The organism is Pseudomonas sp. BIOMIG1BAC, assembly GCF_001705995.2.
Classification (GTDB): domain Bacteria; phylum Pseudomonadota; class Gammaproteobacteria; order Pseudomonadales; family Pseudomonadaceae; genus Aquipseudomonas; species Aquipseudomonas sessilinigenes.
The window spans coordinates 5,702,281-5,729,119 of the sequence record NZ_CP049045.1; the positions used below are offsets into that span (position 1 = coordinate 5,702,281).

Genomic DNA, 26,839 nt, shown 5'->3' on the forward strand with positions numbered 1-26,839 from the left:
GTGCTCCGCCGCGCGGGGATCGCTGGCGGCCGGCATCCGTGACCTGACGAGTAACACGATGGCTGATTTACCGATCAACGACCTTAACGTCGCCTCCAACGAGACCCTGATCACCCCAGATCAACTCAAGCGAGACATCCCCCTGAGCGACACCGCCTTGCACACCGTGACTCGGGGCCGCGAAGTGATCCGCAATATCCTCGACGGCACTGATCATCGTTTGTTCATCGTCATTGGGCCCTGCTCGATCCACGACATCAAGGCAGCCCACGAATACGCCGAGCGCCTCAAGGCCCTGGCAGCCGAAGTTTCCGACACGCTCTACCTGGTGATGCGGGTGTACTTCGAAAAGCCCCGCACCACTGTTGGCTGGAAAGGCCTGATCAACGACCCTTACCTGGATGACTCGTTCAAGATCCAGGATGGCCTGCACATCGGTCGCCAGTTGCTGCTGGACCTGGCGGAAATGGGCCTGCCTACCGCCACGGAAGCCCTGGACCCAATCTCCCCGCAATACCTGCAGGACCTGATTAGTTGGTCGGCCATCGGCGCGCGCACCACCGAATCCCAGACCCACCGCGAAATGGCTTCCGGGCTGTCGTCGGCGGTAGGTTTCAAGAACGGCACCGATGGCGGCCTGACCGTCGCGATCAATGCCTTGCAATCGGTTTCCAGCCCTCATCGCTTCCTGGGCATCAATCCACAAGGCGGTGTGTCTATCGTCACCACCAAGGGCAATGCCTATGGCCATGTGGTGCTGCGCGGTGGCAACGGTAAGCCGAACTATGACTCGGTCAGTGTCGCCGTTTGCGAACAGGCCCTGGCCAAGGCCAAGGTCAAGCCGAACATCATGATCGATTGCAGCCATGCCAACTCCAACAAGGATCCGGCACTTCAGCCACTGGTAATGGAAAACGTTGCCAACCAGATACTCGAAGGCAACCAGTCGATCATCGGTCTGATGGTGGAGAGCCACCTGAATTGGGGTTGCCAAGCAATTCCCAAAGATCTCTCGGAACTGCAATACGGCGTTTCGATCACCGATGCCTGCATCGATTGGGAAAGCACTGAGAAGACGTTGCGCAGCATGCACGCCAAGCTCAAGGACGTCCTGCCAAAACGCAATCGCGTCTGATCGCGATTAACACGCGCAAAAACGCCGGGGCAAGCCCGGCGTTTTTCATGGTCGCTCGATCAGAGTTTCGCGCCGTGGCGCTGGTGACGCTCCATGTACCGCTCAACGTATGAGCAGGAAGGGATCACGGTGTATCCCATGCGATCGGCATACTCCAGCGCATGCTCGGTCAACGCCGCAGCGATACCGCGCCCACGCAGCGCGTTGGGGACGAAGGTGCGATAGATATCCAGGGTTTGCTTACCCAGGTCCATATAGGTCAGGTAGGCACGATGACCGTCCACATTGGTCTCGAACTGATGACCAACCTGGTCATGGTGGATGGACAACGCCTCGCTCATCACAACTCCTTGCGGGTCTGGAATACTGACCCGTACCTTACCGATGTTTTTCCGGCGAAGGAACAACTTACGCCACCTCGTACCTGCTGGGCGCAAGTAGAAGCTTTCGCTTTTGCACCACGAACACGTTACAAAATATTAGGCGCCTTTGGCATGAATGCTCAAGCCACACTCGTCACAGATCAGCACAAAAATCCTCGTACACCGCCCAGAGCCTGGCCTGGCCCCATACGCAAGACATCTTTTGGCTGCACATCGCCGGACGCTGAAACTTAAGACGGGACTCACCTCTTAAAGTCACCAGCAACAAGGATAAAAAAACCGACATAGAGCCAAGGTCAAAGTGTCACAGACACGATATAGACCGACTTTAGTCTAGCCCCTGAAACAGTACTTGGAAAAATCCGCAAGCGATGCTGGCAAACAAGCAGCATCCTCCGGGCGGGAATCGAATTGAATGTTTTTTAAACAACTCCTCAAGAGAGTTGCCTGAAAAAGATTCACCACCTAGAATTTTTTTTGCTTCTTGCGTTACGTCAGTTTACTTACTACAAGTAATGGGTAGTATGTACGCCGGCTATTTCCTCACTCTGGGGTGGTAGCTACTAATAGAAAGTCCTTGAAGGGGAACACGATGAACAACGTTCTGAAATTCTCTGCTCTGGCTCTGGCCGCAGTTCTGGCTACCGGTTGCAGCAGCGTATCCAAAGAAACCGAAGCTCGTCTGACTGCTACTGAAGACGCAGCAGCTCGTGCTCAGGCTCGTGCAGACGAAGCCTATCGTAAAGCTGATGAAGCTCTGGCTGCTGCTCAAAAAGCACAACAGACTGCTGACGAAGCTAACGAGCGCGCTCTGCGTATGCTGGAAAAAGCTAGCCGCAAGTAATAGTCCCTCGGGATTGTTATCAAGCCGACCCATCTTGGGTCGGCTTTTTTGTTGCCCGATTTTGTCATCGGCAATAAAAAACCCGCCGCTACCCTCAGGTATCGGCGGGTTGGGCTACCGCCCTTACTGCTGCATATCGAAAGGCGTAGCAGACAGAGAGGTCGCCGGCGCAGCGGTTGGCACCGCAATCTCCACCGGCAGGCCATCTTCCGCCGCGACTACGTCACGGACTACATCCCAGTTCATACGCAGGTTGTTAGCCAGGTCTTCACGCTTAAGCAAGGCGTTGATCACTGCAGTGTGTTTGTCGACCACTGAAGGATTGCCTTTATCATCTAACGGCGTATGTGCTTCCAGATAGACTTTGCCGGCGCTGATACCAAACTTGTAAGGCTCGTTGATGATACGTACGGAAGTTCCAACTGGAACCATACCGGCCATTTGCAGCACGTTGTTATTGAGCATTCGGAAACAACCGTGGCTGGTGCGCATGCCAATACCGAACTTCTTGTTGGAGCCATGGATCAGGTAACCCGGCGTACCCAGGGTGAACTTGAATGGGCCCAAAGGATTGTCTGGCCCCGCCGGCACTATGCCTGGCAGGGGATCACCATCAGCTGCATGTTCGGCCCTGATTGAGGCCGGTGGCGTCCAGGTCGGGTTGGGAGTCTTCGCGGTGATACTGGTATGGGCGATCGGCGACCCCCACCCCTCGCGACCAATACCCAATGGGAAGGTGTAAACCACGCTCTGGCCCTTGGGGAAATAGTACAGACGGTACTCTGCCAGGTTGATCACGATACCTTCGCGAGGCCCTGGCGGCAGGATGAAACGGGTGGGAAGAACCACTTCGGTACCGGCTCCCGGCAACCAGGGGTCGACTCCCGGATTGGCAGCCACCATCTCCAGATAACCCAGGTCATTGGCGGTGCCCAAGTCGGCGAAGGTATCTTCGTACTTGGCCTTGATCACCTGAACCTGGCCTACGACATCTTCGCCAGGGGGAGGAAGAGGAAATTCCAACGCTGCAACGGGACCAGCCACACATAATGCGGCAAGTGTCAGACAGCGGGTGACGACAGGGAGGCGCGGCAACATCCGGATAATCCTTCGCTCGTACAACCAATGAAAGAGACACGATTGTACACCCCTCCCATGGCTACGGCAGCCAAGCCGGGGAGACAAGCGCAGATACATGAAATCCCTGTCGAAACACCCAATAACGGGCGCCTACAGCTCGAAACGCAACTCTGGCCAGATCGGAGGCGTACCTCGCTTCTGCGACTCCAGGATTGCCCTGCACAGCGGACAGAGCCGCTGATCCTGGAAAATCGTCCGATCTACGCTGGACCAACGTGGCTGCGCAGGCAGCAAGGTCCCACACAAGGTCCGGTCGGCGGAGCCGCCCAGCTCCAATTGACGCGTCACCAGATGCACCCGAACTTCCTGACAAGCGAACAGGTCAAGCTGTTCATCAGGCTCGATCAGTTGATAGGCAAACAAGGACCAGGCGGGACGCGGCATCGGGGGCTCCAAATCGGGGGCGCCACATTAGCCGAAACACTGCCACTAGAAAAGCGTCAAAGCAGCGGTTTTAGCGTCGGCCAGACATTTTCCAACAACTTGCCCTGGGCCGCTGCCGCCGGGTGCAGACCGTCCGCCTGCATCAAATCGGGATGCCCTCCGACCCCATCAAGAAAAAACGGCACCAGTGCCACCTTCTTGTCGATGGCCAACTGCTGGTAGACCTTGGCGAATGCCTGGGTATAGCGCACACCGTAATTGGGCGGCAGCTGCATGCCCAACAGCAGCACCCTAGCCCCCGAGGCCTGGGCACTGTCGATCATCGAGGCAAGATTTTGTTGCAATTGCTGGGGCGGCTGGCCGCGCAAGCCATCATTGCCCCCCAATTCGAGGATCACCACCTGAGGCTTGTGCTGCGAAAGCAGCGTCGGCAGGCGCGCTTGCCCCCCAGCGCTGGTATCACCACTGATCGAGGCATTGATCACTTTGTCCGTGAAGCCCTGGTCCACCAGGCGCTTTTCCAGCAGTGCCACCCACCCCTGCCGGGTATCCAGGCCGAAAGCCGCACTGATACTATCGCCCACGATCAGGACCGTACCGGCAGCTGCATTCTGGGCCATGCATATCAAGGCCAGGCCAGCACTCAAAAACCATACACGCATCGGACTCTCCATGGGCGCAAGCATTCTCACTGCACGGAACCTTAGCAAAGTGGTTCCCAGCGCGGAAGGCGAGCTGACTATCCTTCATGAACTCAACCTGCAGCTTGATAAGGGTGACAGCCTGGCTATCGTTGGCGCCTCCGGCTCCGGCAAATCTACCCTGCTCGGTTTGCTGGCCGGGCTCGACTTGCCCAGCAGTGGTGAAGTCATCCTTGCCGGGCAAAGCCTGAGCCAGCTCGATGAAGACCAACGAGCACGCCTGCGGGCCGAATACGTAGGATTCGTCTTCCAATCCTTCCAACTGCTCGACAGCCTCAATGCCCTGGAAAACGTCATGCTGCCCATGGAGCTGGACGGCCGCCGCGATGCCCGCAAACACGCGACCGAACTGCTGCAACGGGTCGGCCTGGGTCAACGCCTGAACCATTCCCCCCGCCAACTTTCCGGCGGAGAGCAACAACGCGTAGCCATTGCCCGGGCTTTTGCCGCAGAACCGCAAGTATTGTTCGCCGACGAACCCACCGGCAACCTTGACAGCCATACCGGCGAACGCATCAGCGACCTGTTGTTCGAACTCAACCAGGAAAACGGCACGACCCTGGTCCTGGTGACCCATGATGAGCGCCTGGCCCATCGTTGCCGGCGCCTGATCCGTCTTGAAGCGGGCATGCTGGTCGCCCCCCAGGAGCCTTGATGGCACGCCTGTCCCTGTTGCGCCTATTCAGCCTTGCCCTACGCCAATTGTTGCGTGATGCACGTGCCGGCGAGTTGAGGGTATTGTTCTTCGCCTTGTTGGTGGCGGTCGCGGCAAGTACCGCCATTGGCTACTTCGGTGCCCGACTGAACGCCGCCATGCAACTGCGGGCGACCGAATTCCTCGGCGCCGATCTGTTACTCGAGGGCAGCTCTCCTGCGCGGGCCCAACAGATAGAGAGCGGATTAGAACTAGGGCTCGTGCACGCCCGCACCGTCGAATTCTCCAGTGTCATTGCCACCGACAACGCAATTCAGCTGTCCAGCATCAAGGCCGTGGACAACGCCTACCCGCTACGCGGTCAACTCAAGAGCGCAGCAGGTCCCTATGCCTCCGAAGAGCCCGGTGGCGGGCCCAAGATTGGCGAAGCCTGGGTCGAGTCGCGTCTGCTGACGGCATTGGAGTTGAAGGTCGGCGACAGCATCGACGTCGGTAGCAAGACCCTGCGCCTGGCCCGGGTCCTGACTTACGAGCCGGATCGCGCAGGCAACTTCTACAGTTTGACACCTCGAGTCCTGATCAACCTGGATGACTTGCAAGCCACGGGTGTCGTCCAGCCTGGCAGCCGGGTCAGCTACAAGGAACTCTGGCGCGGCCCGTCCCAAGCTCTCGAGGCTTACCGCAAGTTGATCAAGCCAGGCCTGGAGGCCAATCAGCGCCTGCAGGACGCACGGGATGGCAACCAGCAAATCGGCGGGGCGCTGGGCAAGGCCGAACGCTATCTGAATATGGCCAGCCTGGTGGCCGTGCTGCTTTCGGGTGTCGCCGTGGCGCTATCGGCCAACCGTTTCGCCGCCCGCCGCTTCGATGCCAGCGCCCTGCTCCGCTGCCTGGGCCTGTCTCGCCGGGAAACCATGTTGCTGTTCAGCGCCCAACTGGGGCTTCTCGGACTGCTGGCCAGCCTCAGCGGTGCATTGCTTGGCTGGCTGGCGCAGTTGGTGCTGTTTTACCTGCTACAGGGGTTGCTACCAAGTGATGTGCCGCCCGGAGGACTGCTGCCCGCCATGGCAGGTATCGGCACGGGGCTGGTGGCCCTGGCCGGTTTCGCCTTGCCTCCACTGGCCGCATTGGGACGAGTGCCGCCGCTTCGAGTGTTGCGTCGCGACCTGCTGCCGATTCCGCCCAGTACCTGGATGATCTACGGCGTCGCTCTACTTGCCCTGGGCTTGATCATGTGGCGCTTGAGCCTGGACCTGGTGTTGACCTTCGCGCTGATGGGGGGTGGCCTGGTCGCGGCATTGGCGCTCGGCGGCCTGTTGCTACTGCTCTTGCAGAGCCTGCGCCGCCTCTTGGCAGGCGCCACCTTGCCCTGGCGCCTGGGGTTGGGACAACTGCTGCGCCACCCTCTCGCGGCAGCTGGGCAATCCATGGCCTTCGGCCTGATCCTGCTGTCCATGGCACTGATCGCCCTGCTGCGGGGAGAATTACTGGATACCTGGCAAAACCAACTGCCGCAGAATGCCCCCAACTATTTCGCACTGAACATCCTGCCGGCTGACAAACAAGCCTTCACCGAGCGCCTGGTGCAACTCTCGGCTCCTTCGGCGCCGCTCTATCCGGTGGTACCCGGGCGCCTGGTCAGTATCAATGGAGAGCCTGTGACGGAGCTTGTCACCAAGGACTCCAGCGGGGACCGTGCTGTCCAGCGAGACCTGAGCCTGACCTGGTCCGCCGACTTGCCTTCTGGCAACAGCATCACGCAAGGAAGCTGGTGGTCTGCCCGGCCTGACGAAGCCTTGCCTGGCGTATCGGTGGAAGCCAAGGTGGCCCAGAGCCTCAAGCTGAAGCTGGGTGACCGACTGACCTTCACTGTCGCGGGCGTCAACCGTGAGGCGCAAGTCACCAGCCTGCGTACTATCAATTGGGACAACTTCCAGCCCAACTTCTTCATGATTTTCCAACCCGGTACCTTGAAGGATCTGCCGGCCACCTATCTCACCAGCTTCTACCTGAGCCCAGGTCATGACCAACAGATCGTCGAACTGTCCAGGGCATTTCCAGCGGTGACCATCCTGCAGGTCGAGGCTCTGCTGGAGCAGCTGCGCAGTATCCTGGGTCAAGTCACCCTGGCAGTGGAATATGTGCTGTTGTTCGTCCTAGCAGCAGGAATGACGGTGCTGTTTTCCGGACTGCAGGCCACCCTGGACGAGCGTATTCGCCAAGGAGCACTGCTGCGAGCCCTTGGGGCTGAACGCAAGTTACTGGTCAAGGCACGGCGCATCGAGTTCGGCCTGCTTGGTGCCGCCAGCGGGCTACTGGCAGCCCTAGGTTGCGAGCTGGTCAGCCTGGCGCTCTACCGCTTTGCCTTCGGCCTGCCCTGGCATCCGCACCCCTGGCTTCTGCTGCTGCCTCTGGCCGGGGCACTATTGGTGGGTGGGGCCGGGGTCTTTGGTACCCGCCGAGCCCTGAACGTCAGCCCACTGAATGTCCTGCGCGAAAGCTGATGGCTCGCCCTGCGGCGAGCCTACTTCACGTATTCGATCTGATTGATCCACCAACAGGTTTCGCCCGCGGGGGTCACGACAACGGCCTCGTCCCCCACCTCCTTCTTCAACAGCGCCCTGGCCATGGGCGAGTCGATGGAGATGTAGTCCTTGCGCTGATAGATCTCGTCATAACCGACGATACGAAAGCGCTTGACCTGCGCCTCGTCGTTTTCGACCTCGACCCAAGCCCCGAAGAACACTCGCCCTTCTTGTTCGGGTGCATATCCGACGACCTTCATGTCTTCGAGGCGCTTACGGATATAGCGCACCCTGCGGTCGATCTCTCGCAGAAGCTTCTTGTTGTACTGATAGTCCGCATTTTCACTGCGGTCGCCCAGAGAGGCGGCCCAGGTGACCTTTTGAGTGATATCGGGACGCTTTTCCCGCCACAGGTAGTCCAGCTCCTGCTTGAGAGCATCGTAACCATCCTGCGTGATGAGCTTGGTACTCAATTGGTGTTCCATCTCCCAGCCAGGTAAAGGCTGCTCCGTTACGTGAATGAACTACAAACGCGACCCGTCATTAGAAATGGCAGCGACTCGTTCTTCCCTTTTCGCCCTCCCCTATCAGATCTGTCCGATTTAGGTTTCAGATAGGTCAGCCAATCATAGAGCCAAGCCAACAAGGTTTACGAGCCAGGCGCATTTTCAGCCACGGCCCCCGTATGCGCCACCAGATACCCAAGGAACTCTATCAATGGCCAATATCATCGTCGTCGACGACCACCCACTGATTCGTATGGCTATCAAGATGGCCTTGGAAACTCAGCAGCATACCGTAGTCGCCGAAACCGACAACGGAGCGGACGCCGTCCAACTAGCACGCCGACATGTTCCGGACTTGTTGATCCTTGACCTGGGAATTCCCAACCTTGACGGTTTTTCGGTCATATCCCATGTCCGGAGTGCACAGCTAGACATCAAGATCCTGGTGGTGACGGCAAGCGACGCCAAGAATTTTGCCTTTCGCTGCCTGCTGACCGGAGCCGCTGGTTTTTTGTCCAAGGGCGAAAACCTGCACGAACTGAATAATGCCGTCAAAGCCGTCCTTTCTGGATACAGCTACTTTCCAGAAGATACCCTCAGTGCCTTGCAGCAGAACAACAAGGCCGCCGACCAGGAAAGCGTGTTGGTTTCCCGACTGACAGACCGTGAGATCACGGTCCTGAAACTGCTGGCCAGCGGCCTGAGCAACCAGCAGATCGCCCAGACACTCTTGATCAGCCACAAGACTGTGAGCACCTATAAAGTCCGCTTGCTCAAGCGTTTCAGTGTTTCCAGCCTGGTGGCACTGGCAGAGCTGGCAAAACGCAACTCGATCATTTGAATGACGGCTCGAACTAGCGGCGAACGATCAGCCCTTGTCGAGCGATGCGCGTCAGTTGCTTGATGACCTCGATCGCTTCTTGTGCCCCTGGGGCTGGAATGACAGCCAGATCGAAACTATCACTGGCAAAACGCGCCAAGGATTCGCCTTCTTCGACAAACTGGATCAGAAACGCCGCCGGCCCTACGGAGCGTTTAGGCCAACCATCGAGATAGCGCAACAAGGTCGGTTGATGCTTGCCGCAGAGGAGGATTTTCGGATTGCGCTGGGAAAGGTTCGCCGTGATTGGCGCAAGACGTAGAAGAGGGCGTGGTGCATTCATCGTATCGTGTCTCTGCCTCAAGTTTCTGCCGGGCAGGTGAGAGGCACCACCGAACCAGCGCTTTAGCGGTACTTCGAAACCTGGAATGGCTTCTGGTAGTGAGCAAGCTGGCTCACCTGGCGCCCCGCAAGTAGCTGTTTAAATCGGCGCATGAGAAACATCCTAGAGAAGCTGGCAGGCCAGTGTCAAGATTCGGCCAAAACGAAAAAGGCCTGCATTGGCAGGCCTTGGATAACTTCACAACGCTCGCTCCAGGACAGTCGATAAGTCTGCGACCTCCTAAAGCTGCGTGGCTCATTTGGTGATGGCGGCGTCCAGCGACAACTTGCCAGCTCCCTCGAGCAACACCGCCAAGGTGCCCCCCAGCAACGCCAGGGCGAACTCGTAACCATTATTGGCCATGAACAAGCCATTGCTGATATGCACCGAGAAGATCGCCACCAGCAGGGTGAATGTCAGCCCCAATGCGGCAGGACGTGCGAGCAAGCCGATGATCAGAGCCAAGCCGGCAAAGAATTCGGTGCCACCGGCCAGCAGTGCCATCAGGTAGCCAGGGGCCAGGCCGATGCTTTCCATCCACTGGGCCGTGCCGGCCAGGCCGCCGCCGCCGAACCAGCCGAAGATTTTTTGCGAGCCATGGGCGGCGAAAATGATGCCAACAAGAATGCGCAGGATAGTCAGGCCGTAGCCTGCACGGGTGCCCAGTACGTTTTTGATCAGAGTGCTCATGCTATGTAGTCCTGTGTAAGGTGAGGAAGTTGGTCGCCATACTAATCAGTTTTCATCATGTTAAAAGCGGAAATAACCCGTAATAACAATCAGTTTTTTCGATTATTTGCGAGACACAACTTTCCGCTCCCGAGGCTCCAGGGAATCTCGTTCACGATCAAAGGCCAGATAGTATTTGTTGACACTATTAACATAGCTGACAGCCCCCACTCCGACCTGCTCCATGGCGATACGCTCCACCTGGAAGAACCACTGGTTGGGGTTCAACCCCCGGCGCCTGGCTTCGTTGCGCATTCCCTGGACCCGCTCAGGCCCCATGTTGTAGGCCGCCAGGACAAAGGCCATGCGTTCGCGCTCATTGAGCTTGGGGCTGGAGAAGAACTTGCGCCGGATCATCGCCAGGTACTTGGCTCCGGCCTGCACATTGCTGTCTACCGATTGAATGTTACTGACACCTACTCGCTGCGCCGCAGAAGGGGTGATCTGCATCAGGCCAGTAGGCCCACTGCCGCTCTTCGCATTGGGTTGCAAGGCCGACTCCTTGAACGCCAGGGCTGCAAGGTTCAGCCAATCCATGCCCTGCTCCCCGGCATGCTTCTGCAGCACCGGACGCAGCTTCTCCAATCGCTGACGATCAGCCCGGGCCAAGGGATAGTGCACCTGATACTGGCGTCGATAGGTACGCAAGAATGCTACATCCTGATCCGCCGGGGTTTTGTAGGTCTTGAGGAAACGATCGATGCTCGCCCGCAGCATCGAAGCGTCGCGACGGACGAACCAGTGCTCCTCCCCCGGATCGCTGATCTTCAATTGGCGATCAAAACGCAACTTCGGCAGGATCTTGCTCCACCGCTCGGCAATCGGCTGCTCCACGATAGTCAGGTGGAAGATGCCCCCTTGGACCATTTCCAGCACATCCTCCACTGCCAGGCTGGGGTCGACCCACTCGATCTTGATCGGTGCCAGCTTGCGCAGCGCCAATCGCTGGTTGATCTGGCTCACCGCATCCCCGGCAGCACTGCCGGTAGTCAGGGTCAGGGTCTTTCCGGAGAGTTGCTCGGGTCGCGTATAGCGACGCTCGCCCTTGATGCCTACCAGTAGAAGGGGAACATTGCTGGCAATTGGATCACTGGAGCTGACGGCATGCCCTGGCTGGGCCTCGAGCAATTCTCCTGGCGCCACCAGGTCCCCTTCTCCACGCTGCAAGGCGCCCAGTAGCTGGTCCTTGGCCTTGGGAATGATCTTGAGGCTGATTTCCTGGCCATCGCGGGCGTGACCGTTAAGGTATTGCTCGAACGCCCGCAAACGATGGTACTCGACACCAATAGGCTGGCCCTTGACCTCACCGGAACTATTACGGCTCTGGTTGACCAGCACTCGCAGTACGCGGCTGCTACGGATTTCCGCCAGGTCGCGCACCTTGCCCGAAGCCAGCACTTCCGGCGGGCCTGCCAAGCGCGCCATTGCCGGCAACGGCAATAGCAATGTCAGGCACAACGCAAACAACATCGAGGATCGGATCATCCGTTCTCCGCAAAGAATACTGTTCAACCCTTCGTCGCTTTTTAAGGATTGGTCGACAGAAACCGAGCGCCTTGAGCGCTGACAAGGTGCGAAAGACAGGTGAAATGGCCTCAGGACGTTGTGGCCACGATCTGCCTCCGGCAGCAAAAGACAGCTTCAACTCGTTGTAGTTCTTGGTTTTTCTTATTAAATCTACAGCTCTGATATGCTTTCCGGCCGCAGGCGGAGATAGCACCATGCAACTCATCGATATTGGCGTCAACCTGACCAATCCGTGTTTTTCCGAAAAACACCAAGCCGTTCTCGATCGAGCTTATGCAGCCGGAGTCTGTCAGTTGGTCGTGACCGGGACCAGTATCGAGGGCAGCGAACAAGCCCTGGAGCTATGCCAGCAACTGGACACCAGCGGCCAGAGACTGTTCGCCACGGCCGGTCTGCATCCCCATAGCGCCAGCGACTGGAACACCGACAGCACACGGCGCTTGCGGGCCCTGCTGGGCGAACCACAGGTACGAGCGATTGGTGAATGCGGCCTGGACTTCAACCGTGACTTCTCCCCTCGCCCGCAGCAGGAAAAGGTGCTGGAAGAACACCTGGCCTTGGCCGTCGAGCTGCAACTGCCGGTATTTCTCCACGAACGCGACGCCAGCCAGCGCCTGCTGGATATCCTCAAGGACTTTCGTGACCGTTTGCCGGCAGCCGTAGTGCACTGTTTCACCGGCGAGCGACAAGCGTTATTCAGCTACCTGGACCTGGATCTGCACATCGGCATCACCGGCTGGATCTGCGACGAGCGCCGAGGCACTCACTTGCATCCGCTGGTACGCGAGATCCCTCGTGGGCGCCTGATGCTGGAAAGCGACGCCCCCTATTTGCTGCCTCGCAGCCTGCGGCCAAAACCGAAGAACGGGCGCAATGAACCAGCCTATCTGCCAGAGGTACTCCGCGAAGTGGCCTTGCACCGGCAGGAAACACCCGAAGACCTGGCCAGCCATAGCACCGCTTGTGCCAGGGCCTTTTTTGGCTTGTCAGAAATTGGTTGATGCATATCAAGATTTTTCTGACCCCATAGGGGCACAATAATGGCACCTTGCCAATACTATTCCGCTCAATCAGAGAAGACCTTCTATGGGTGCCTGGCTTAGCAATATCTCGCTGAAATACAAATTCTGGGCGGTCAATGCGGTCGCCTTCGTCACCACCTTGTTGCTGGTACTGTATGCAGTACAACTGGAACAGCAGGCCCGCGGCCAGAACGCCCAGGCGGCGGCTCAGGCTCAAGCTCGCCTGCTCGATGCCTGGCCTGCTGGCACAGCGCTGCCCAGCGCCGAGAACCTGGTGTATTTCTCCCGTGGACAGACACCAACCCTGAACGACCAGCCCCTGCCGCAACTGAACGGCGCCAATGGTTGGGTCCAGCTCAACCACCTGCCATTGTTTGGCGAAAATCCGTTGCTGGGCGCCGAAGTCATCAGTCGTGCCGATGGCCAGCAAATCGCGGTGGTGGCCCATACGCCCAGCCTCGCCCAGGTTTTCAGCGATCGCTTCACCAACTATGCGGTCGCCGTATTCATCCTGATGTTCGCCATGCTCTGCGCTTCGCAGTTGCTGATCCGCTTCCTTCTCAGCCAGCTCAATACCCTGAAGGACGTGATGCTGCATGTAGAAAAGACCGGCGATCTGGCGGCCCGGGTACCGCTGTCCTGCAAGGACGAAGTGGGCCAGATGGCCAGTGCCTTCAACGCCATGCAGGCCGGCTACCAGCGAGTGGTGAATACCGTGGCCAACACTGCCCGCCAACTCGACCAGGGAGCCGCACGCCTGGCTTCGAGCATGAATGATGTGCGCCACGGCATGCTCGGCCAGCAAAGCGAAACCGACCAGGCCGCGACGGCCATCAATGAAATGTCCGCCACTGTCTACCATATCGCCCAGCATGCGGGCGCAACTCGGGACCTCTCGCAAACTGCGGACACCCTGGCCGGCACTGGGCATGAAGTGGTGGGCCGGGTACAGAAGTCCATCGCCGGGCTGTCCAACGGCGTGCAGCAGACCGCCGAGATGATCCAGAAGCTGGCCGAGGACAGCCAGAAGATCAACGGCGTGGTCAACGTTATCCACAGCATCGCCGAGCAAACCAACCTACTGGCCCTCAACGCCGCCATCGAAGCCGCCCGGGCCGGCGAGATGGGCCGGGGCTTCGCCGTGGTGGCCGACGAAGTACGAAACCTGGCCAAGCGCGTGCAGACCTCTACCGACGAAATCACCAGCATGGTCTCCGCCCTCCAGGCCGGCACCCGCGATGCCGTGGACTTCATGCAGGAAAGCTCATTCAAGGCCGATGACTGCGTACAGCAGGCCCAGGAGGCTGGCGCTGCCCTGGAGGAAATCACTGGTGCTGTTGCCCAGATGCGCGAGAGCAACACCCAGATTGCCGTCGCTGCGGAACAGCAGAGCCAGGTGGCGGAGGAAATGAACCGGGCAGTGGTCAGCATCCGCGACGTGACCGAGAACACGGTGCAACAGACTGTCGCCTCTGCGACGACCAGCAGCGAACTGGCCACCCTCGCCGGCGAACTGAGCAAGGCCATCGGCCAGCTCAAGCTCTGAATCGACGCCATCTGCCAAGGGGTGAGGCCTGCTCACCCCCTCTCTCCCAGAGCCCCGCGGTTGTGCTATCGAGCCGATAGCCAGCCTTGATTCGTCGCCGGGCGGCCCGCGCCCTATCCTTGGTCCATGAGTTTCCAGACACTAAGGATGATCATCATGGGCCAACGCCACCCCAACCTTCCCGCCTGGCAATGGCGAGTCTACCCACACAGCCACCAGCATCCGACCAACCTGGTATTGCACCTGATTGCCGTACCGCTGTTCATCGTCGGTTTCCTGCTCATTGTCTCAGGGGTGTTTTCCCTGAGCCTGGCGAGCCTGGCCATCGGAGTGGTGGGCATCCTGGCGGCCCTGGGCCTGCAACGCCACGGCCACAGCCTGGAGGCACAGGCCTCCGAGCCCTTCAGTGATCGCCAAGATGCAATACAACGCCTGCTGACAGAACAATTCGTGACTTTTCCACGCTTTGTCCTCACCGGTGCCTGGTGGCGTGCCTGGCTGCAGCGCCACCGACACTGACCTCAGGCGAAAATGGTCACCGTCTGCCGGCTCAAGGCGACCAACTGGCCCTGGGCGCTCCACAACGCCGCAGCAGCGTGACCATAGCCATCGCGAGCATGCTCGATGTCTACCCGATACTTGCACCAGTCCAGCGTACTGAGCTCCAGCAACGGCTGGACGAACTCGATCGTCCAGGTCAGGGTGCTGCCGGCCGCGGGTTTGCTCAGGTGCGGCAACAGGGCGGGTGGCCAGGCATCCACCAACGCCAGGATGTGCGCCTCGGTCACCGGCTCCTCCTTCACGTCACCGCGCAGGCGCACCCACCCTCCCATGTCCCGGGAGCGATTGCCGGTGAAAGGCATGCCGCCGATACTCCAGCGCATCGCCAGATGACGCATGAACTCCGGGGTCACGCCCGGGATATAGGGCAGTTCCTGGCAATCGTCCCAGTGCTTCATTTCGGGCGCCGGCAAGGCCTCGACACTCACCACCGACTCACGTGAGGCGCCGAAGCTGCCTTGCACCAGGGTCACGACCTGGCCTTCCTGCATCACCCGCCCCAGGACCTGGCTGACCGCCTTGCCCTCACGCAGCACATCCACTTCGAAACTCACCGGCACTTCGGGAGCCACCGGACCGACGAACGTTACCGCCAGGGAGCGCACGGGGCGATCCGCCGGGACCTTGGCCCGCATCGCTTCATACTGCAAGGCGACCACCAGGCCACCGAAGCTGGCACGCCCTTGGGCCCATTGCGCCGGAATGACCAGCGCCTGTGGCTGGTTGCGGACAGCTTCGAGCAAATCGTGGAAACGCATGAAAACCTCAATGGAGAAAGAAGACAGGGGATGTTAACCAGCGTCACGGATGCACACAGCGCCTATTCCGGCCAAAGCAGCGGACAGAAAAGCCGCAACCTGGCGGCTCACCCCTGGAAGCAATCAGCGCATAGCTTGTCCAGTACCTGATCGGAGCGGGCCTCGGCCTTGAGCATGGTACGCCGCCATACGGCCATGCAGGGCAAGAGATCCAACTCATGCTCGGCCTGAGCTAGCCATTGCCAGCAATCGTGCCAGTCCCCCAGCACTGCCTGGGCCTCCTTCAGCCGCTTGACGGCCTTGGCAGGCAAGCGCGCCAAGTCGGGATAGGCATCTGCGCCATAACGCACGCGCTTGATCAGCAGCCGCAAGCGATGGCGATCATGGGCCGGGTCCTGCAGCGCGTCGCCCAAGATCCGCCACTGCCTGGCCAGGCGCTTTTCGATGCGCTGGCGCAAGCCACCCAACAGTCCTTGATGCTGGGCGGCCCTGAGAAAGCGCGGAAACGCATCCAGTACCATCAACAGCTGCGCCAGCTCCGGCCCACTGGCCACCGCGGCATACTCGCCTTGCAATTGCGCGGTGCGCCGATCGGCAGGCGCATGCTGGCCATGCTGATGCAGATAAGCCGCCAGCACCTCGCGATCACGGATCGGCGTGGTCACGCGTCCGACTTCACTGGCCGCGCCCTCCAACTGCTCGACACCCGGCAAACCACGCAAAGGTCGCAACAGGCTGCGCAAGCGCCGTACGCCGACACGCAGGTCATGCAGGGCCTCGCCATCCGTGGCGGCGGCCAAGCGAGCCTGGCACGCCAGCAAGTTCACATCCAGGCTCAGGATCTGAGCCACCAATCGATCGATCAAGGCAGACATCAAGGATTCCCCCAAGCACGACACACATCCGGCAGCGCACTGCCGTTCCCCTGAACGGCATCGCGGGCCGATGACCAGCCCAATGCCAGTTCATCGACCCGCGATCCCCGTATTACCGTTTCAGCGTAACGCGTATGGCGATTTAACGCCCGGCGCGAGACTCACGAATGTAGAAGCGCGCCTTCTCGGCCTTGTTGGTGCACCCTTCGAAGGCTTCGAATTGCTGCTGGGTCTTGGCACCCGTCAGCAACGACAGTGCCTTGGAGTAACTCACGGTGCCGGCGAAACCCTCGGCCTTGGCCAGGTCCAGCTCATGCCAGGCGGCATCCAGCTGCGTGCCGCAGCTATCACGGTAGGCAGTCTTGCCTGCGCAACCGGTCAACGCCAGTGCTATCAGGGGCAAGCAGATCCAGGCTTTCATCAATGACACCTCAGGAATGGAAAACAGTCGTACAGGGTAAGACGGCGACCGCAGGAAAAAGTGCCAGGCCCATCTTCTGGAAAATATAGCCGCGCCAGTCTATCCGTGCGGCCAGCCAGGCACTGGAAAAACACCGAACGCCCCTGCAGGCACATCGACGATTGAACCCCGGGCTGCTATGGGTGCATTGTTGCAACCTGCTTGGCGAAAGGACAGATCATGAACAAACGTGTCGCACTGGTCCTCGGCTCGGGAGGTGCCCGCGGGTACGCCCATATCGGGGTGATCGAGGAAATCGAGAAGCGCGGTTATGAAATTGCCTGTATCGCTGGCTGCTCCATGGGCGCCGTGGTAGGCGGTATCTACTCGGCCGGCAAGCTCGCGCAGTACCGCGAGTGGATCGAAAGCCTGGATTACCTCGACGTACTGCGCCTGGTGGATGTGAGCTTTCGCCTGGGAGCCATTCGCGGCGAAAAAGTCTTCGGGCAGATTCGCAAGATCGTCGGTGACGTGAACATCGAAGACTTGCGCATTCCCTACACCGCGGTTGCCACCGACCTGACCAACCAGCAGGAAATCTGGTTCCAGGAAGGCTGCCTGCATCAAGCCATGCGCGCCTCGGCGGCCATTCCCAGCCTGTTCACCCCGGTGATGCAGGGCAATCGCATGCTGGTGGACGGCGGCCTGCTCAACCCGCTGCCGATCGTTCCGGTGGTGTCCAGCCACTGCGACCTGATCATCGCGGTCAATCTCAACTCCACCAACCAGCGGCACTATCAGTTGCCGGTGATCCAGCGCCCCCCAGCCTTCAAGAGCCGCTTCGACAGCCTGATCAACTCGTTGGGCTCGCGCCTGCCATTCCGGCGCAAGCAGGCCGAGCAACTGTTGTTGCTGGAGCAAGAGGCATTTAGAAGCGATGCGGCGCAGATCAATCCCTGGGTCGAAGGCGCCGAACCTGAGTCCCAACAGCCCGCCGCGGCCCCGGAAACCGACGGTGCCCCCAGGTCGGCCAGCGGCTCGTTCATCGTCGATAACGTCGGCCCCGCCTCGCTGCTGGACCTGGTCAACCAGAGCTTCGAAGTCATGCAGACGTCCCTGGCCCAGTACAAGATCGCCGGCTACCCGCCGGATATCCTGATCAACGTACCCAAGCGGGTGTGTCGTTTCTTCGAATTCTACAAGGCGCCGGAGCTGATCGCCCTGGGTCGGGAAATCGCCAGCGACACCCTCGACCGCTACGAACAGGAGCAGCTCTAGCTCAAGCTTCGCCCGTCAACAAGCGATAACCGACCCCGGCCTCGGTGACGATAAAACGCGGCCGGGTCGGATCGTCTGCGAGCTTCTGGCGCAGGTGCCCGACCACGATCCGCAGGTAATGACTGTCCTCGGTATGGGTCGGTCCCCAGATGTCCTTGAGCAGTTGCTGCTGAGTGATCACCCGCCCCGGGTGGCGGGCCAGCTGGGCCAATACCGCATATTCCTTGCGTGTCAGGGCCACTTCCACGTCCTCGAGCAAGACCCGGCGGTACGCCAGGTCGACCGTCAAGGGCCCCACCTGCAACGCCGCTTCCTGGACTTCTCCCGACGGTGCCTGGCGCAACAGGGCGCGTATGCGAGCCAGGAACTCCTGGATACCGAACGGCTTGGTGACATAGTCGTTGGCCCCGCCGTCCAGGGCTTCGACCTTCTGCAACTCGCTGGCCCGCACCGAGAGCACCAGCACCGGTACCGCCGACCACTCGCGAAACTCGCGCAGCACCTGCTGGCCATCCATGTCCGGCAACCCCAGGTCGAGCACCAGCAGGTCCGGCTTGTTCAACGCCGCCTGGGCCAGGCCCTCGGTACCGGTGCCGGCTTCAATCACTTTGTATCCTTGGGACGCCAGGCTGATGCGCAGGAATTTGCGGATCTGCGGCTCGTCGTCGATGACCAGGATGGTCGCGGTCTGGCTCATGGGTTCAGTTCAAGACAAATAAGAGACAAGAGAGTAGCGCAACGCCAATCTCCTCCAGAGGGCTTTTGCAGGAGCCCTCGCCCCTGCCACCGATCGCGTCACAGCTCACCCTCGAGTTCCGGCTGGGCCTGCAAGGGCAGGTACAGGGTGATACAGGTGCCCTTCCCATCGATGCCATCGGCGACACTGATGTGCCCGCCATGGGCCCCCACCATGCCCTTGCAGATCGCCAGCCCCAGGCCCGTACCCTGGCCGCCCCGATCGCCCCTGGCGGCGGTGTAGAACATGTCGAAGATCTTCGCCCGCTCCTCTTCGGGAATACCCGGCCCCTCGTCGCTCACAGCGAAACTCAGCGCCTGCTCGTCGGCGCGAACCGCCAGGTGCAGGCGGCCATGAACCGGGGAAAAACGCGCCGCATTCTCCAGCACATTGACCAGGGCCTGTTCGATCAGCGCCGCGTGTACATACAGCAGCGGAAGATCCTGGGGCAACTGCGTACTGACCTGCAACGGCGCCAGCACCACCCGCAGGCGATTGAGCGCGCTGCCGACGATATCCGCCGGGGTGACCCAGTCGCGGGCCAGCTTCAAGGCGCCATGGCCAAGCCGGGTCATGTCCAGCAGGTTCTGGATATATCGATCCAGGCGCTCGGCTTCATCCCGGGTGCCCTCCAGCAGTTCCCTGCGATCCTCCAGGGGAATCGCCTCGCCCAAGGCCAACAGGCTATCGATGCTGCCGCGCATCGACGTCAGCGGAGTGCGCAAGTCGTGGGACACAGAGGCCAGCAAGGCGCTGCGCAGTTGCTCGGTTTCGCCGTGCAAGCGCGCCGCCTCCAGGTCCTCGGCCAGGCGCGCCCGGGCCAGGGCCTGGGCCAACGGCTGGCTGAGCGCGGTAAGCAAGCGCCGGCGTTGATCACTGAAGACCGCGCCCTCCCTGGGACACACACCCAATAGGCCCAAGGGGCCGTCATCCACTGACAGCGGCCACCACCACCAACGGCCAAAAGGCAAGGTCCCAGTGCCCAACCCCGCAGGTTGATCGTGCTGCCAGGCCCAATCGGCCGCGGCTCGCTCGGCTTCGGAGAGTTGCTGGGTGCCACCACTCTCGACCTTCCACGCACCTTGCTCATCGCGGTTGAACAAACAGATACGCAACTCCTCGCGCCCGTTCAGGTGCTGGATCGCAGCGCTGATCACCGCCTGCCGATCGGTGGCAGCCGTGAGTTTGCGCGACAGGTCCAGCAGCTCGCCGGTTTCCTCCTGGGTATCGCGCAGTGCCTGCAACTGCCGGCGCTGGCGGGCCGCGAGGTTACCGGTGAGCGCGGCCATCAGCAGGAAGAACAGCAGGGTCAGCACGTCTTCTTCGCGCTGGATGGAAAGGGAGAAGTTCGGCGGGATGAACAGGAAGTCGTAACTCAGGAACGACAGCGCGGCGCAGGCCAGGGCCGGCCCCAGGCTGCTGCGCACCGCCACCAGCAGCACTGCGGCGAGAAATACCAGGGAGATGTTCGGCAGCGCCAGGATTCCAGCCACGCCCCAGGCCAGGGCACTGGCCAACAAAGTCGCCAACAGCGCCAGGGCATAGTCGAACCACACCAGCGGATGCTTGACTCGCAACCTCGGCTGGCTAGGCAATGGCTCGCTGTCCAGGACATTGATTTCCAGGCCATCGGCGTTGCGCAGCAAACGTGCCGCCAGCCCGCCGCCGAACCAGCGCCGGCGCCAGCGACGGCTCGACTGCCCCACCAGCAACAGGCTGGCCCGCCGCTCGTTAGCGTGCTGGATCAGGGTCTTGGCCACCTCGCCCGCCCGCAGCAGGACCACCTCCCCGCCCAGGCGCTCGGCCAGTTGCTGGGCCGCCTGCAGACGCAAGCGCGACTGTTCGTCGCCAAGACGGCCGTTATCCACATGCACCAGGCTCCAGGGCAAATGCCGACGCTGTGCGACCCGGCTGGCATGGCGCACCAGGCGTTCGGCCTGGAGATCACCGTCGACGCCCACCAACAGCCGCCCGCGCACCGCCGGTGCCGCTTGCCCGAGGCGGCGATAACCCTGGGCCAGGTCGTTGTCCACCTGGGCCGCCGCGGTCTGCATCGCCAACTCGCGCAGGGCCGTGAGGTTGGTCTGGCTGAAGAAGGCATCGATGGCCGCCCGGGCCTGCTCAGGCACATAGACCTTGCCATCGCGCAGGCGCTCCAGCAGCTCCCGGGGCGGCAGGTCCACCAGTTGCAATTCATAGGCCTCCTGCAGCACCCAGTCGGGCAAGGTCTCGCGGACCTGGACCCCGGTGATGCCGCGCACCTGGTCATTGAGGCTCTCCAGGTGCTGGACGTTGACCGTGGTGAACACGTCGATGCCCGCCGCCAGCAGCTCCTGGATGTCCTGCCAGCGCTTGGCATGGCGGCTGCCCGGGGCGTTGCTGTGGGCCAACTCGTCCACCAGCGCCAGCTTGGGCCGGGCCTTGAGCAAGCCATCCAGGTCCATCTCCTCCAGCAGCACCCCACGGTATTCCGAGCGCAGCAGGGGCTGTTGCGGCAAGCCGCCCAGCAGCGCCTCGGTCTCGGCCCGTCCGTGGGTCTCCACCACCCCGGCCAGGACCTTGACGCCCTGGCGCATCTGAGTGTGGGCGGCCTGGAGCATGGCGTAGGTCTTGCCGACCCCGGGCGCGGCGCCGAGAAAGACCTTGAGCCGGCCACGCCCGTCCCGGGGCAGCTCGGCAAGCAGCGCGTCGGCGCGACCGGAATCACTCATGGGGCATCTCTCTGCGACAAGACAATGGGTTTCAATCGTCACTCCTTGGGGCTCGAGCATCGCAAAAGCCCCTTTCGGGGCTTTTTTAAGGCTCGCCAGATTACAGCCGCTCCAGGGCCAGGTTCAGGGTCAGCACATTGACCACCGGCGGGCCGATCAGCGGCCGCTCGGTGTGCTCTGCCACCAAGGCTCGTAGCTGGTCGGCTGGCAGGTTGCGTGCCGCTGCAACTCGCGCCAGTTGATAGTCAATCGCCTGCGGTGGCAAGTGCGGATCCAGGCCGCTGCCGGAAGTGGTCAGCAACGCCAGGGGCACCGGGCCCTGTCCGGGCACCAAGAGCTTGTTGGCATCTTCGATCACCCGGGTCGCCAGCGCCGGATTGCTCGGTGCCAGGTTGCTGGCCCCGCTGGCCACCGTGGCAAAGGCACCTGCGGAAGGGCGCGGGTGGAACCAGGCATCACCGACAAAGTCCTGGGCGATCAGGGCCGAGCCCCGCACCTTGCCGCTGTCATCGCGGACCAGGCTGCCATTGGCCTGGTCCGCGAACGCGACCTGGGCCACTCCAGTGACCACCAGCGGATAGGCCACGCCGGTGATCAGGGTCATCAACACGATCAGGCTCAAGGCCGGACGCAATACGCTAGACATTTCTCAATCCTCGATGGGTCAATCCCGGCCGCCTACACCAGGTGCGCGGCGGTCAGCAGCATGTCGATCAGCTTGATCCCGGCAAAGGGCACCACGATGCCGCCCAGGCCATAGATCAGCAGGTTGCGCCGCAACAGATGGGCGGCACTCGCGGCCTGCACCCGTACACCGCGCAAGGCCAGGGGAATCAGCACCACGATGATCAGCGCGTTGAACACGATCGCCGAGAGAATCGCGCTCTGCGGGCTGGCCAGGTGCATGATGTTGAGCACGCCCAGCTGTGGATAAATCGCCGCGAACAAGGCCGGCAGGATGGCGAAGTACTTGGCCACGTCGTTGGCGATGGAAAAGGTGGTCAAGGCTCCACGGGTCACCAACAATTCCTTGCCGATCTGCACCACGTCCAGCAGCTTGGTCGGATCGCTGTCCAGATCGACCATGTTGGCCGCCTCGCGAGCGGCCTGGGTGCCGTCGTTCATGGCCATGCCGACATCGGCCTGGGCCAGGGCCGGAGCATCGTTGGCGCCGTCACCGCACATGGCCACCAGGCGTCCGTCGTTCTGCTCGTGGCGGATGCGCGCCAGCTTCTTCTCCGGCGTGGCCTCGGCCAGCACATCGTCGACCCCGGCTTCGGCGGCGATGGCGGCGGCCGTCAGCGGGTTGTCGCCGGTGACCATCACGGTACGGATCCCCAGTTTGCGCAACTCGGCGAAACGCTCGCGGATACCGGGCTTGACCACATCCTTGAGATGAATCGCGCCCAGCAACCGGCCAGCGGCGCAGACCAGCAGCGGAGTGCCGCCGCTCTGGGCGATCTTGTCGATCTCGCGGGCCAGTGCCGGAGCCAGGTCATCGCGCTTGAGGCCAACGAAATCCAGCACCGAGTCCACTGCCCCCTTGCGGTAGGCCTGGCCACGATAGTCGACCCCGGACAAGCGGGTCTCTGCGCTGAAAGGCACGGCCACCAGCAACTCGCTGCCCGGCTCGGGCTGTGGATAAAGTTCGCGCAGGTATTCGACGATGGACTTGCCTTCGGCCGTGTCGTCGGCCAGGGATGCCAGCAAGGCGGCCTCGGCCATGTCCCCGGCGTTGACGCCCGGGGCCGGGTGGATGGCGCTGCACCGGCGATTGCCGAAGGTGATGGTGCCGGTCTTGTCCAGCATCAACACATGCACGTCCCCGGCGGCTTCCACCGCCCGCCCGGACTTGGCGATGACATTCAGGCGTACCAGGCGGTCCATGCCGGCGATGCCAATGGCCGACAGCAGGCCGCCGATGGTGGTCGGAATCAGCGTCACCAGCAGTGCCACCAGGAACACCAGCGGCAAGCTGCCATTGGCGAAATGGGCGAACGGCTGCAGGGTCACCACCACCAGCAGGAAGATCAGGGTCAAGCCGATCAGCAGGATGTCCAGGGCCACCTCATTGGGGGTTTTCTGGCGCTTGGCGCCTTCCACCAGGGCGATCATGCGGTCCAGGGTCGACTCCCCGGGGTTGCTGGTGATACGCACCAGCAACCAGTCGGACACCAGCCGGGTGTTGCCGGTCACCGCCGAGCGATCGCCACCGGACTCGCGGATCACCGGCGCCGACTCCCCGGTGATCGCCGCTTCGTTGACCGCGGCGATGCCTTCGATCACTTCACCGTCGCCCGGGATCATTTCCCCGGCATCGACCCGCACCACATCGCCTTTGCGCAGGTTGGCCGCTGGCACCAGCTGGAAGCTGCCATCAGCACTCCTGCGCCGGGCGCTCAGGCCTTCGCTGCCGGCCTTGAGGCTGTCGGCACGAGCCTTGCCACGCCCTTCGGCCAGGGCCTCGGCGAAGTTGGCGAACAGCACGGTGAACCACAGCCACAGGGCGATCTGCGCGGCCACGAAAGTCGGCACCGCAGTGTTGGGCACCAAGCACAGCACAGTGGTGAGGATCGCGGTCAGCTCCACCACCAGCATCACTGGCGAGCGCTGCAGTTGCCGTGGGTCGAGCTTGACGAAAGCCTGGACCAGCGCCGGGCGCCACAGGGCGGACAGGCTGGTGGCCGACGACGGCGCAGAAGAGTGCTTGGCCTTGGCCACCGCATCGGCGACCTTGTTCGAGGTGGGAACATGCATATTCATCATCAGATCCTCAGAAGCCCATGCTCAGTTGTTCGGCGATGGGGCCCAGCGCCAGGGTCGGCAGGAACGTCAGGCCACCTACCAGCAAGATGGTCATGGTCAGCAAGGCCACGAACAGTGGGCCATGGGTGGGAAAGCTGTTCTGGCCTACAGGCGCGGGTTTCTTCAGGGCCAGGCTGCCAGCCAGGGCCAGTACCGGCAGGATGTAGCCGAAGCGACCGATCAGCATGCCCAGGCCCAGCATCAGGTTATGAAACGAGGTGTTGGCGCTGAAGCCACCGAATGCCGAGCCATTGTTGGCGCTGGCCGAGGTGTAGGCGTACAGCAGTTGGCTGAAGCCGTGGGGCCCAGGGTTGCTGATGGCTCCGGCCGGTCCTGGCAAGCTGGCGGCCAGCGCCCCCAGCACCAGCACGCCGATGGGCATGACCATCAGGGTCAGTACCAGCAGTTGCACTTCCCTGGCCTGGAGCTTCTTGCCCAGGTACTCAGGAGTGCGCCCGATCATCAGGCCGGCCAGGAATACCGCGATCAGCACATTGAGCAGCATGCCGTAGAGCCCGGCGCCGACACCGCCGAAGATCACCTCGCCCACCATCATGTTGATCAGCGCCACCATGCCGCTCAGCGGGTTGAGGCTGTCGTGCATGCCGTTGACCGAACCGTTGGAGGCGGCAGTGGTGGTCACCGACCACAGCACCGTGGCTGTGGTGCCGAAGCGCATCTCCTTGCCTTCCAGCGGCGCTGCCTGCTCCACGGCCGGATTGGCCAATGCCGGGTTGGGTTGGTATTCGGCCCACAGCGAGGTGGCACCGCCGATCAGGAACAGCGCCAGCATGCAGGCGATGATGGCCCGGCTCTGGCGCATGTCCTTGACGTAATGGCCAAAGGTGAAGACCAGCGCCACCGGGATCAGGATGATCGAAGCCAGTTCGAACAGGTTGCTCCAGGCCGTGGGGTTCTCGAACGGATGCGCCGAGTTGACCCCGAAGAAGCCACCGCCGTTGGTACCCAGTTGCTTGATGGCGATCTGGCTGGCCGCTGGCCCCAGGGGAATCATCTGGTCGTTACCTTGCACGGTCAGGGCGTCCACATAGTGAGCGAACGTCTGCGGCACGCCCTGCCAGACCAGCAGCAAGGCCAGCAGCACGCACAGCGGCAACAGGCCGTAGAGGGTGGCACGGGTCATGTCCGCCCAGAAGTTGCCCAGGGTGCGTACCGAGCGTCGGCCAATACCCCGGCACAGGGCCACCAGCACCGCCAGGCCGGTGGCCGCGCTGACAAAGTTCTGCACGGTCAGGCCGGCCATCTGGCTGAGGTAGCTCAAGGATGCCTCGCCGCTGTAGGCCTGCCAGTTGGTGTTGGTCATGAAGCTGACCGCGGTATTGAAAGCCAGGGTCCACTCCTGCCCCGGCAGGTGTTGCGGGTTGAGGGGCAAGTGGTCCTGGAACAGCAGGATGAAGAACAACAGGGCGAACCCGGCGAGGTTGAACGCCAGCAAGGCCAGGCTGTACTTCTGCCAGCTCTGCTCCAGTTGCGGATCGACCCCGGCGATGCGGTAGCACACACGTTCCACCGGCCCCAGGACCGGGGTCAGCCAGGTACGCTGGCCTTCCATCACTTTGTAGTAGAAGCGTCCCAGCCAGGGCGCAGGCACCAGCACCAGCGCGAAGAAGGCGAGGATCAGCCAATAGTCATAACTGTGCATCACCGTCGCTCCTAGTTCCGATCCGCGCACAACAGTGCAATCAGCAGGTAAACGAACAGGCCCACTGCAAGCAGTAACGACACCGCGTCCAGAATGTTCATGGAATGTCTCCGAGGTACGGCGATTGCCGCGAATGCAGACATTGTCCGCAGGCTGCCTGTAAAGGAACGAGAGCGACGGGATGGGTAGCCCATAAAGAAAGCGTAAAGACTCACCCCAAGGACGTTTACCAGAGCCATCACAAGGCCTGGGTGATGCCGGCGGCAGCGCTGGCGCCTCTCTTGAGCTCGCCCTGGCTAACCACCCTATATGCCTGCTTTATAAGCATGGCCTGGCCCAAGGCAGCGACCGGACAGGTATTTTTGCGGGGCTGGCCGGAACTGGGCTGTATCTGCCTCCGGCTCACTGGGCGTCGACGAGCATGTACTGACAGACGCCACGCTCTGCGGCACATGGGAACGCTACCCGGCAGAACGATCAGGCATACAATGGAACCCACGCAAAGTGCTTTGACTCAAAGCACCATAGACTGACTCCAGCACGAATCCACGTGCCTGGAGCACGCCCCTCAAGGAGAATCCTATGCCCTGGTATGCCTGGTTGATTCTGGTGGTTGCCATCGGCTCCATCGTCGGCGGCTTGATGCTGCTGCGTGACACCGCCAGCAAGGTAGAGCTGACCGAAGAGCAGCGCAGACGCGTGGCCGAGCGCAACGCAGAGATGGATGCCAAGGAAGCCCGTGACCGTTGAACC

27 protein-coding genes are annotated in these 26,839 nt (G+C 61.4%); 10 read left to right on the forward strand and 17 right to left on the reverse strand.

The features are described 5' to 3' along the window. The first annotated feature begins 58 nt into the window (after positions 1-58). Positions 59-1,135 carry a 3-deoxy-7-phosphoheptulonate synthase gene (locus ATY02_RS26255; protein WP_068581720.1) on the forward strand — a complete coding sequence of 359 codons (1,077 nt, stop codon included), beginning with the start codon at positions 59-61 and terminating at the stop codon, positions 1,133-1,135. 59 nt (positions 1,136-1,194) lie between these two features. On the opposite strand, the gene ATY02_RS26260 is transcribed toward ATY02_RS26255, so the two are convergent. After that, on the reverse strand, positions 1,195-1,476 hold the full coding sequence (locus ATY02_RS26260) for a GNAT family N-acetyltransferase (protein WP_068581723.1): 282 nt from the start codon (positions 1,474-1,476) through the stop codon (positions 1,195-1,197). A gap of 634 nt (positions 1,477-2,110) precedes the next feature. Between ATY02_RS26260 and oprI the strand changes: the two genes are divergently transcribed. Further along, a complete protein-coding gene (gene oprI / locus ATY02_RS26265) occupies positions 2,111-2,362 on the forward strand; it encodes an outer membrane lipoprotei OprI (protein WP_003448337.1) in 252 nt (83 codons plus the stop codon). Between the two features lie 123 nt (positions 2,363-2,485). Here oprI and ATY02_RS26270 read toward each other — a convergent pair whose 3' ends face one another. The 3 genes from ATY02_RS26270 to ATY02_RS26280 form a co-directional block, all read right to left on the reverse strand. Further along, positions 2,486-3,460: a L,D-transpeptidase family protein gene (locus ATY02_RS26270; RefSeq protein WP_068605704.1), complete on the reverse strand. Its 975-nt coding sequence runs from the start codon at positions 3,458-3,460 to the stop codon at positions 2,486-2,488. Between the two features lie 132 nt (positions 3,461-3,592). Then, on the reverse strand, positions 3,593-3,886 hold the full coding sequence (locus ATY02_RS26275) for a hypothetical protein (protein ID WP_007931378.1): 294 nt from the start codon (positions 3,884-3,886) through the stop codon (positions 3,593-3,595). A gap of 56 nt (positions 3,887-3,942) precedes the next feature. Continuing rightward, positions 3,943-4,548 (reverse strand): arylesterase, encoded by a 606-nt coding sequence (locus tag ATY02_RS26280; protein ID WP_068581728.1) that lies wholly within the window; start codon positions 4,546-4,548, stop codon positions 3,943-3,945. Positions 4,549-4,558: 10 nt separating this feature from the next. Here ATY02_RS26280 and ATY02_RS26285 point away from each other — a divergent pair, with 10 nt between their 5' ends. Together ATY02_RS26285 and ATY02_RS26290 are read left to right on the forward strand one after the other, a co-directional pair. Beyond that, complete coding sequence (locus ATY02_RS26285; protein WP_068581730.1) at positions 4,559-5,242, forward strand: ABC transporter ATP-binding protein; 684 nt, start codon at positions 4,559-4,561, stop codon at positions 5,240-5,242. Continuing rightward, positions 5,242-7,746 (forward strand): ABC transporter permease, encoded by a 2,505-nt coding sequence (locus tag ATY02_RS26290; RefSeq protein ID WP_068581733.1) that lies wholly within the window; start codon positions 5,242-5,244, stop codon positions 7,744-7,746. Before ATY02_RS26285 ends, ATY02_RS26290 begins: the two co-directional genes overlap by 1 nt. A 20-nt stretch (positions 7,747-7,766) precedes the next feature. Here the strand turns inward: ATY02_RS26290 and greB are convergent, their stop codons facing one another. Further along, on the reverse strand, positions 7,767-8,240 hold the full coding sequence (gene greB / locus ATY02_RS26295) for a transcription elongation factor GreB (RefSeq protein ID WP_068581794.1): 474 nt from the start codon (positions 8,238-8,240) through the stop codon (positions 7,767-7,769). 244 nt (positions 8,241-8,484) lie between these two features. Here greB and ATY02_RS26300 point away from each other — a divergent pair, with 244 nt between their 5' ends. After that, entirely contained in the window at positions 8,485-9,114 is a 630-nt protein-coding gene (locus tag ATY02_RS26300; protein WP_068581739.1) for a response regulator transcription factor, read from the forward strand. Between the two features lie 13 nt (positions 9,115-9,127). Here the strand turns inward: ATY02_RS26300 and ATY02_RS26305 are convergent, their stop codons facing one another. The 3 genes from ATY02_RS26305 to ATY02_RS26315 all read right to left on the reverse strand — a co-directional run bounded on the left by ATY02_RS26305 (position 9,128) and on the right by ATY02_RS26315 (position 11,689). Continuing rightward, positions 9,128-9,436 (reverse strand): hypothetical protein, encoded by a 309-nt coding sequence (locus ATY02_RS26305; protein WP_083235922.1) that lies wholly within the window; start codon positions 9,434-9,436, stop codon positions 9,128-9,130. A gap of 294 nt (positions 9,437-9,730) precedes the next feature. Beyond that, positions 9,731-10,165, reverse strand: a complete 435-nt coding sequence (locus tag ATY02_RS26310; RefSeq protein WP_068581745.1) for a DoxX family protein — start codon at positions 10,163-10,165, stop codon at positions 9,731-9,733. Positions 10,166-10,267: 102 nt separating this feature from the next. Next, positions 10,268-11,689 carry a transglycosylase SLT domain-containing protein gene (locus tag ATY02_RS26315; protein ID WP_068581746.1) on the reverse strand — a complete coding sequence of 474 codons (1,422 nt, stop codon included), beginning with the start codon at positions 11,687-11,689 and terminating at the stop codon, positions 10,268-10,270. 236 nt (positions 11,690-11,925) lie between these two features. On the opposite strand from ATY02_RS26315, the gene ATY02_RS26320 reads away from it, so the two are divergent. From ATY02_RS26320 to ATY02_RS26330, 3 genes are all read left to right on the forward strand, one after another. Next, positions 11,926-12,732, forward strand: coding sequence for a TatD family hydrolase (locus tag ATY02_RS26320; RefSeq protein WP_068581748.1), 807 nt, complete (start codon positions 11,926-11,928; stop codon positions 12,730-12,732). Between the two features lie 85 nt (positions 12,733-12,817). Then, positions 12,818-14,299, forward strand: a complete 1,482-nt coding sequence (locus ATY02_RS26325; protein ID WP_068581751.1) for a methyl-accepting chemotaxis protein — start codon at positions 12,818-12,820, stop codon at positions 14,297-14,299. A gap of 156 nt (positions 14,300-14,455) precedes the next feature. Next, positions 14,456-14,818 (forward strand): terminase, encoded by a 363-nt coding sequence (locus tag ATY02_RS26330; RefSeq protein WP_068581797.1) that lies wholly within the window; start codon positions 14,456-14,458, stop codon positions 14,816-14,818. A gap of 2 nt (positions 14,819-14,820) precedes the next feature. On the opposite strand, the gene ATY02_RS26335 is transcribed toward ATY02_RS26330, so the two are convergent. The 3 genes from ATY02_RS26335 to ATY02_RS26345 all read right to left on the reverse strand — a co-directional run bounded on the left by ATY02_RS26335 (position 14,821) and on the right by ATY02_RS26345 (position 16,914). Then, entirely contained in the window at positions 14,821-15,618 is a 798-nt protein-coding gene (locus ATY02_RS26335) for an acyl-CoA thioesterase (RefSeq protein ID WP_068581754.1), read from the reverse strand. Positions 15,619-15,725: 107 nt separating this feature from the next. Beyond that, positions 15,726-16,493, reverse strand: coding sequence for a CHAD domain-containing protein (locus ATY02_RS26340; RefSeq protein WP_068581756.1), 768 nt, complete (start codon positions 16,491-16,493; stop codon positions 15,726-15,728). A gap of 142 nt (positions 16,494-16,635) precedes the next feature. Then, positions 16,636-16,914, reverse strand: coding sequence for a hypothetical protein (locus ATY02_RS26345; protein WP_068581760.1), 279 nt, complete (start codon positions 16,912-16,914; stop codon positions 16,636-16,638). 219 nt (positions 16,915-17,133) lie between these two features. On the opposite strand from ATY02_RS26345, the gene ATY02_RS26350 reads away from it, so the two are divergent. After that, a complete protein-coding gene (locus ATY02_RS26350; protein WP_068581764.1) occupies positions 17,134-18,171 on the forward strand; it encodes a patatin-like phospholipase family protein in 1,038 nt (345 codons plus the stop codon). A gap of 1 nt (position 18,172) precedes the next feature. On the opposite strand, the gene ATY02_RS26355 is transcribed toward ATY02_RS26350, so the two are convergent. The 6 genes from ATY02_RS26355 to kdpF form a co-directional block, all read right to left on the reverse strand. Continuing rightward, positions 18,173-18,868, reverse strand: coding sequence for a response regulator (locus ATY02_RS26355; protein ID WP_068581766.1), 696 nt, complete (start codon positions 18,866-18,868; stop codon positions 18,173-18,175). Between the two features lie 98 nt (positions 18,869-18,966). Continuing rightward, a complete protein-coding gene (locus ATY02_RS26360) occupies positions 18,967-21,618 on the reverse strand; it encodes a sensor histidine kinase (RefSeq protein ID WP_068581768.1) in 2,652 nt (883 codons plus the stop codon). 100 nt (positions 21,619-21,718) lie between these two features. Continuing rightward, positions 21,719-22,264, reverse strand: coding sequence for a potassium-transporting ATPase subunit KdpC (gene kdpC, locus ATY02_RS26365; RefSeq protein WP_068581772.1), 546 nt, complete (start codon positions 22,262-22,264; stop codon positions 21,719-21,721). 32 nt (positions 22,265-22,296) lie between these two features. Further along, complete coding sequence (kdpB, locus tag ATY02_RS26370) at positions 22,297-24,381, reverse strand: potassium-transporting ATPase subunit KdpB (RefSeq protein WP_068581775.1); 2,085 nt, start codon at positions 24,379-24,381, stop codon at positions 22,297-22,299. A gap of 10 nt (positions 24,382-24,391) precedes the next feature. Next, complete coding sequence (gene kdpA, locus ATY02_RS26375) at positions 24,392-26,086, reverse strand: potassium-transporting ATPase subunit KdpA (RefSeq protein WP_068581778.1); 1,695 nt, start codon at positions 26,084-26,086, stop codon at positions 24,392-24,394. Between the two features lie 11 nt (positions 26,087-26,097). Beyond that, positions 26,098-26,187 carry a K(+)-transporting ATPase subunit F gene (kdpF, locus tag ATY02_RS26380; protein ID WP_058435663.1) on the reverse strand — a complete coding sequence of 30 codons (90 nt, stop codon included), beginning with the start codon at positions 26,185-26,187 and terminating at the stop codon, positions 26,098-26,100. Between the two features lie 481 nt (positions 26,188-26,668). Here kdpF and ATY02_RS26385 point away from each other — a divergent pair, with 481 nt between their 5' ends. Beyond that, positions 26,669-26,836, forward strand: coding sequence for a DUF2897 family protein (locus ATY02_RS26385; RefSeq protein ID WP_068581781.1), 168 nt, complete (start codon positions 26,669-26,671; stop codon positions 26,834-26,836). Positions 26,837-26,839 lie beyond the last annotated feature (3 nt).

Bases quoted from the DNA above. Each gene is read 5' to 3' on its own strand.
- ATY02_RS26255 (WP_068581720.1), top strand. From the start codon at position 59: ATGGCTGATTTACCGATCAACGACCTTAACGTCGCCTCCAACGAGACC.
- ATY02_RS26260 (WP_068581723.1), bottom strand. From the start codon at position 1,476: ATGAGCGAGGCGTTGTCCATCCACCATGACCAGGTTGGTCATCAGTTC.
- oprI (WP_003448337.1), top strand. From the start codon at position 2,111: ATGAACAACGTTCTGAAATTCTCTGCTCTGGCTCTGGCCGCAGTTCTG.
- ATY02_RS26270 (WP_068605704.1), bottom strand. From the start codon at position 3,460: ATGTTGCCGCGCCTCCCTGTCGTCACCCGCTGTCTGACACTTGCCGCA.
- ATY02_RS26275 (WP_007931378.1), bottom strand. From the start codon at position 3,886: ATGCCGCGTCCCGCCTGGTCCTTGTTTGCCTATCAACTGATCGAGCCT.
- ATY02_RS26280 (WP_068581728.1), bottom strand. From the start codon at position 4,548: ATGCGTGTATGGTTTTTGAGTGCTGGCCTGGCCTTGATATGCATGGCC.
- ATY02_RS26285 (WP_068581730.1), top strand. From the start codon at position 4,559: ATGGGCGCAAGCATTCTCACTGCACGGAACCTTAGCAAAGTGGTTCCC.
- ATY02_RS26290 (WP_068581733.1), top strand. From the start codon at position 5,242: ATGGCACGCCTGTCCCTGTTGCGCCTATTCAGCCTTGCCCTACGCCAA.
- ATY02_RS26300 (WP_068581739.1), top strand. From the start codon at position 8,485: ATGGCCAATATCATCGTCGTCGACGACCACCCACTGATTCGTATGGCT.
- ATY02_RS26305 (WP_083235922.1), bottom strand. From the start codon at position 9,436: ATGAATGCACCACGCCCTCTTCTACGTCTTGCGCCAATCACGGCGAAC.
- ATY02_RS26310 (WP_068581745.1), bottom strand. From the start codon at position 10,165: ATGAGCACTCTGATCAAAAACGTACTGGGCACCCGTGCAGGCTACGGC.
- ATY02_RS26315 (WP_068581746.1), bottom strand. From the start codon at position 11,689: ATGATCCGATCCTCGATGTTGTTTGCGTTGTGCCTGACATTGCTATTG.
- ATY02_RS26320 (WP_068581748.1), top strand. From the start codon at position 11,926: ATGCAACTCATCGATATTGGCGTCAACCTGACCAATCCGTGTTTTTCC.
- ATY02_RS26325 (WP_068581751.1), top strand. From the start codon at position 12,818: ATGGGTGCCTGGCTTAGCAATATCTCGCTGAAATACAAATTCTGGGCG.
- ATY02_RS26330 (WP_068581797.1), top strand. From the start codon at position 14,456: ATGGGCCAACGCCACCCCAACCTTCCCGCCTGGCAATGGCGAGTCTAC.
- ATY02_RS26335 (WP_068581754.1), bottom strand. From the start codon at position 15,618: ATGCGTTTCCACGATTTGCTCGAAGCTGTCCGCAACCAGCCACAGGCG.
- ATY02_RS26340 (WP_068581756.1), bottom strand. From the start codon at position 16,493: ATGTCTGCCTTGATCGATCGATTGGTGGCTCAGATCCTGAGCCTGGAT.
- ATY02_RS26345 (WP_068581760.1), bottom strand. From the start codon at position 16,914: ATGAAAGCCTGGATCTGCTTGCCCCTGATAGCACTGGCGTTGACCGGT.
- ATY02_RS26350 (WP_068581764.1), top strand. From the start codon at position 17,134: ATGAACAAACGTGTCGCACTGGTCCTCGGCTCGGGAGGTGCCCGCGGG.
- ATY02_RS26355 (WP_068581766.1), bottom strand. From the start codon at position 18,868: ATGAGCCAGACCGCGACCATCCTGGTCATCGACGACGAGCCGCAGATC.
- ATY02_RS26360 (WP_068581768.1), bottom strand. From the start codon at position 21,618: ATGAGTGATTCCGGTCGCGCCGACGCGCTGCTTGCCGAGCTGCCCCGG.
- kdpC (WP_068581772.1), bottom strand. From the start codon at position 22,264: ATGTCTAGCGTATTGCGTCCGGCCTTGAGCCTGATCGTGTTGATGACC.
- kdpB (WP_068581775.1), bottom strand. From the start codon at position 24,381: ATGAATATGCATGTTCCCACCTCGAACAAGGTCGCCGATGCGGTGGCC.
- kdpA (WP_068581778.1), bottom strand. From the start codon at position 26,086: ATGCACAGTTATGACTATTGGCTGATCCTCGCCTTCTTCGCGCTGGTG.
- kdpF (WP_058435663.1), bottom strand. From the start codon at position 26,187: ATGAACATTCTGGACGCGGTGTCGTTACTGCTTGCAGTGGGCCTGTTC.
- ATY02_RS26385 (WP_068581781.1), top strand. From the start codon at position 26,669: ATGCCCTGGTATGCCTGGTTGATTCTGGTGGTTGCCATCGGCTCCATC.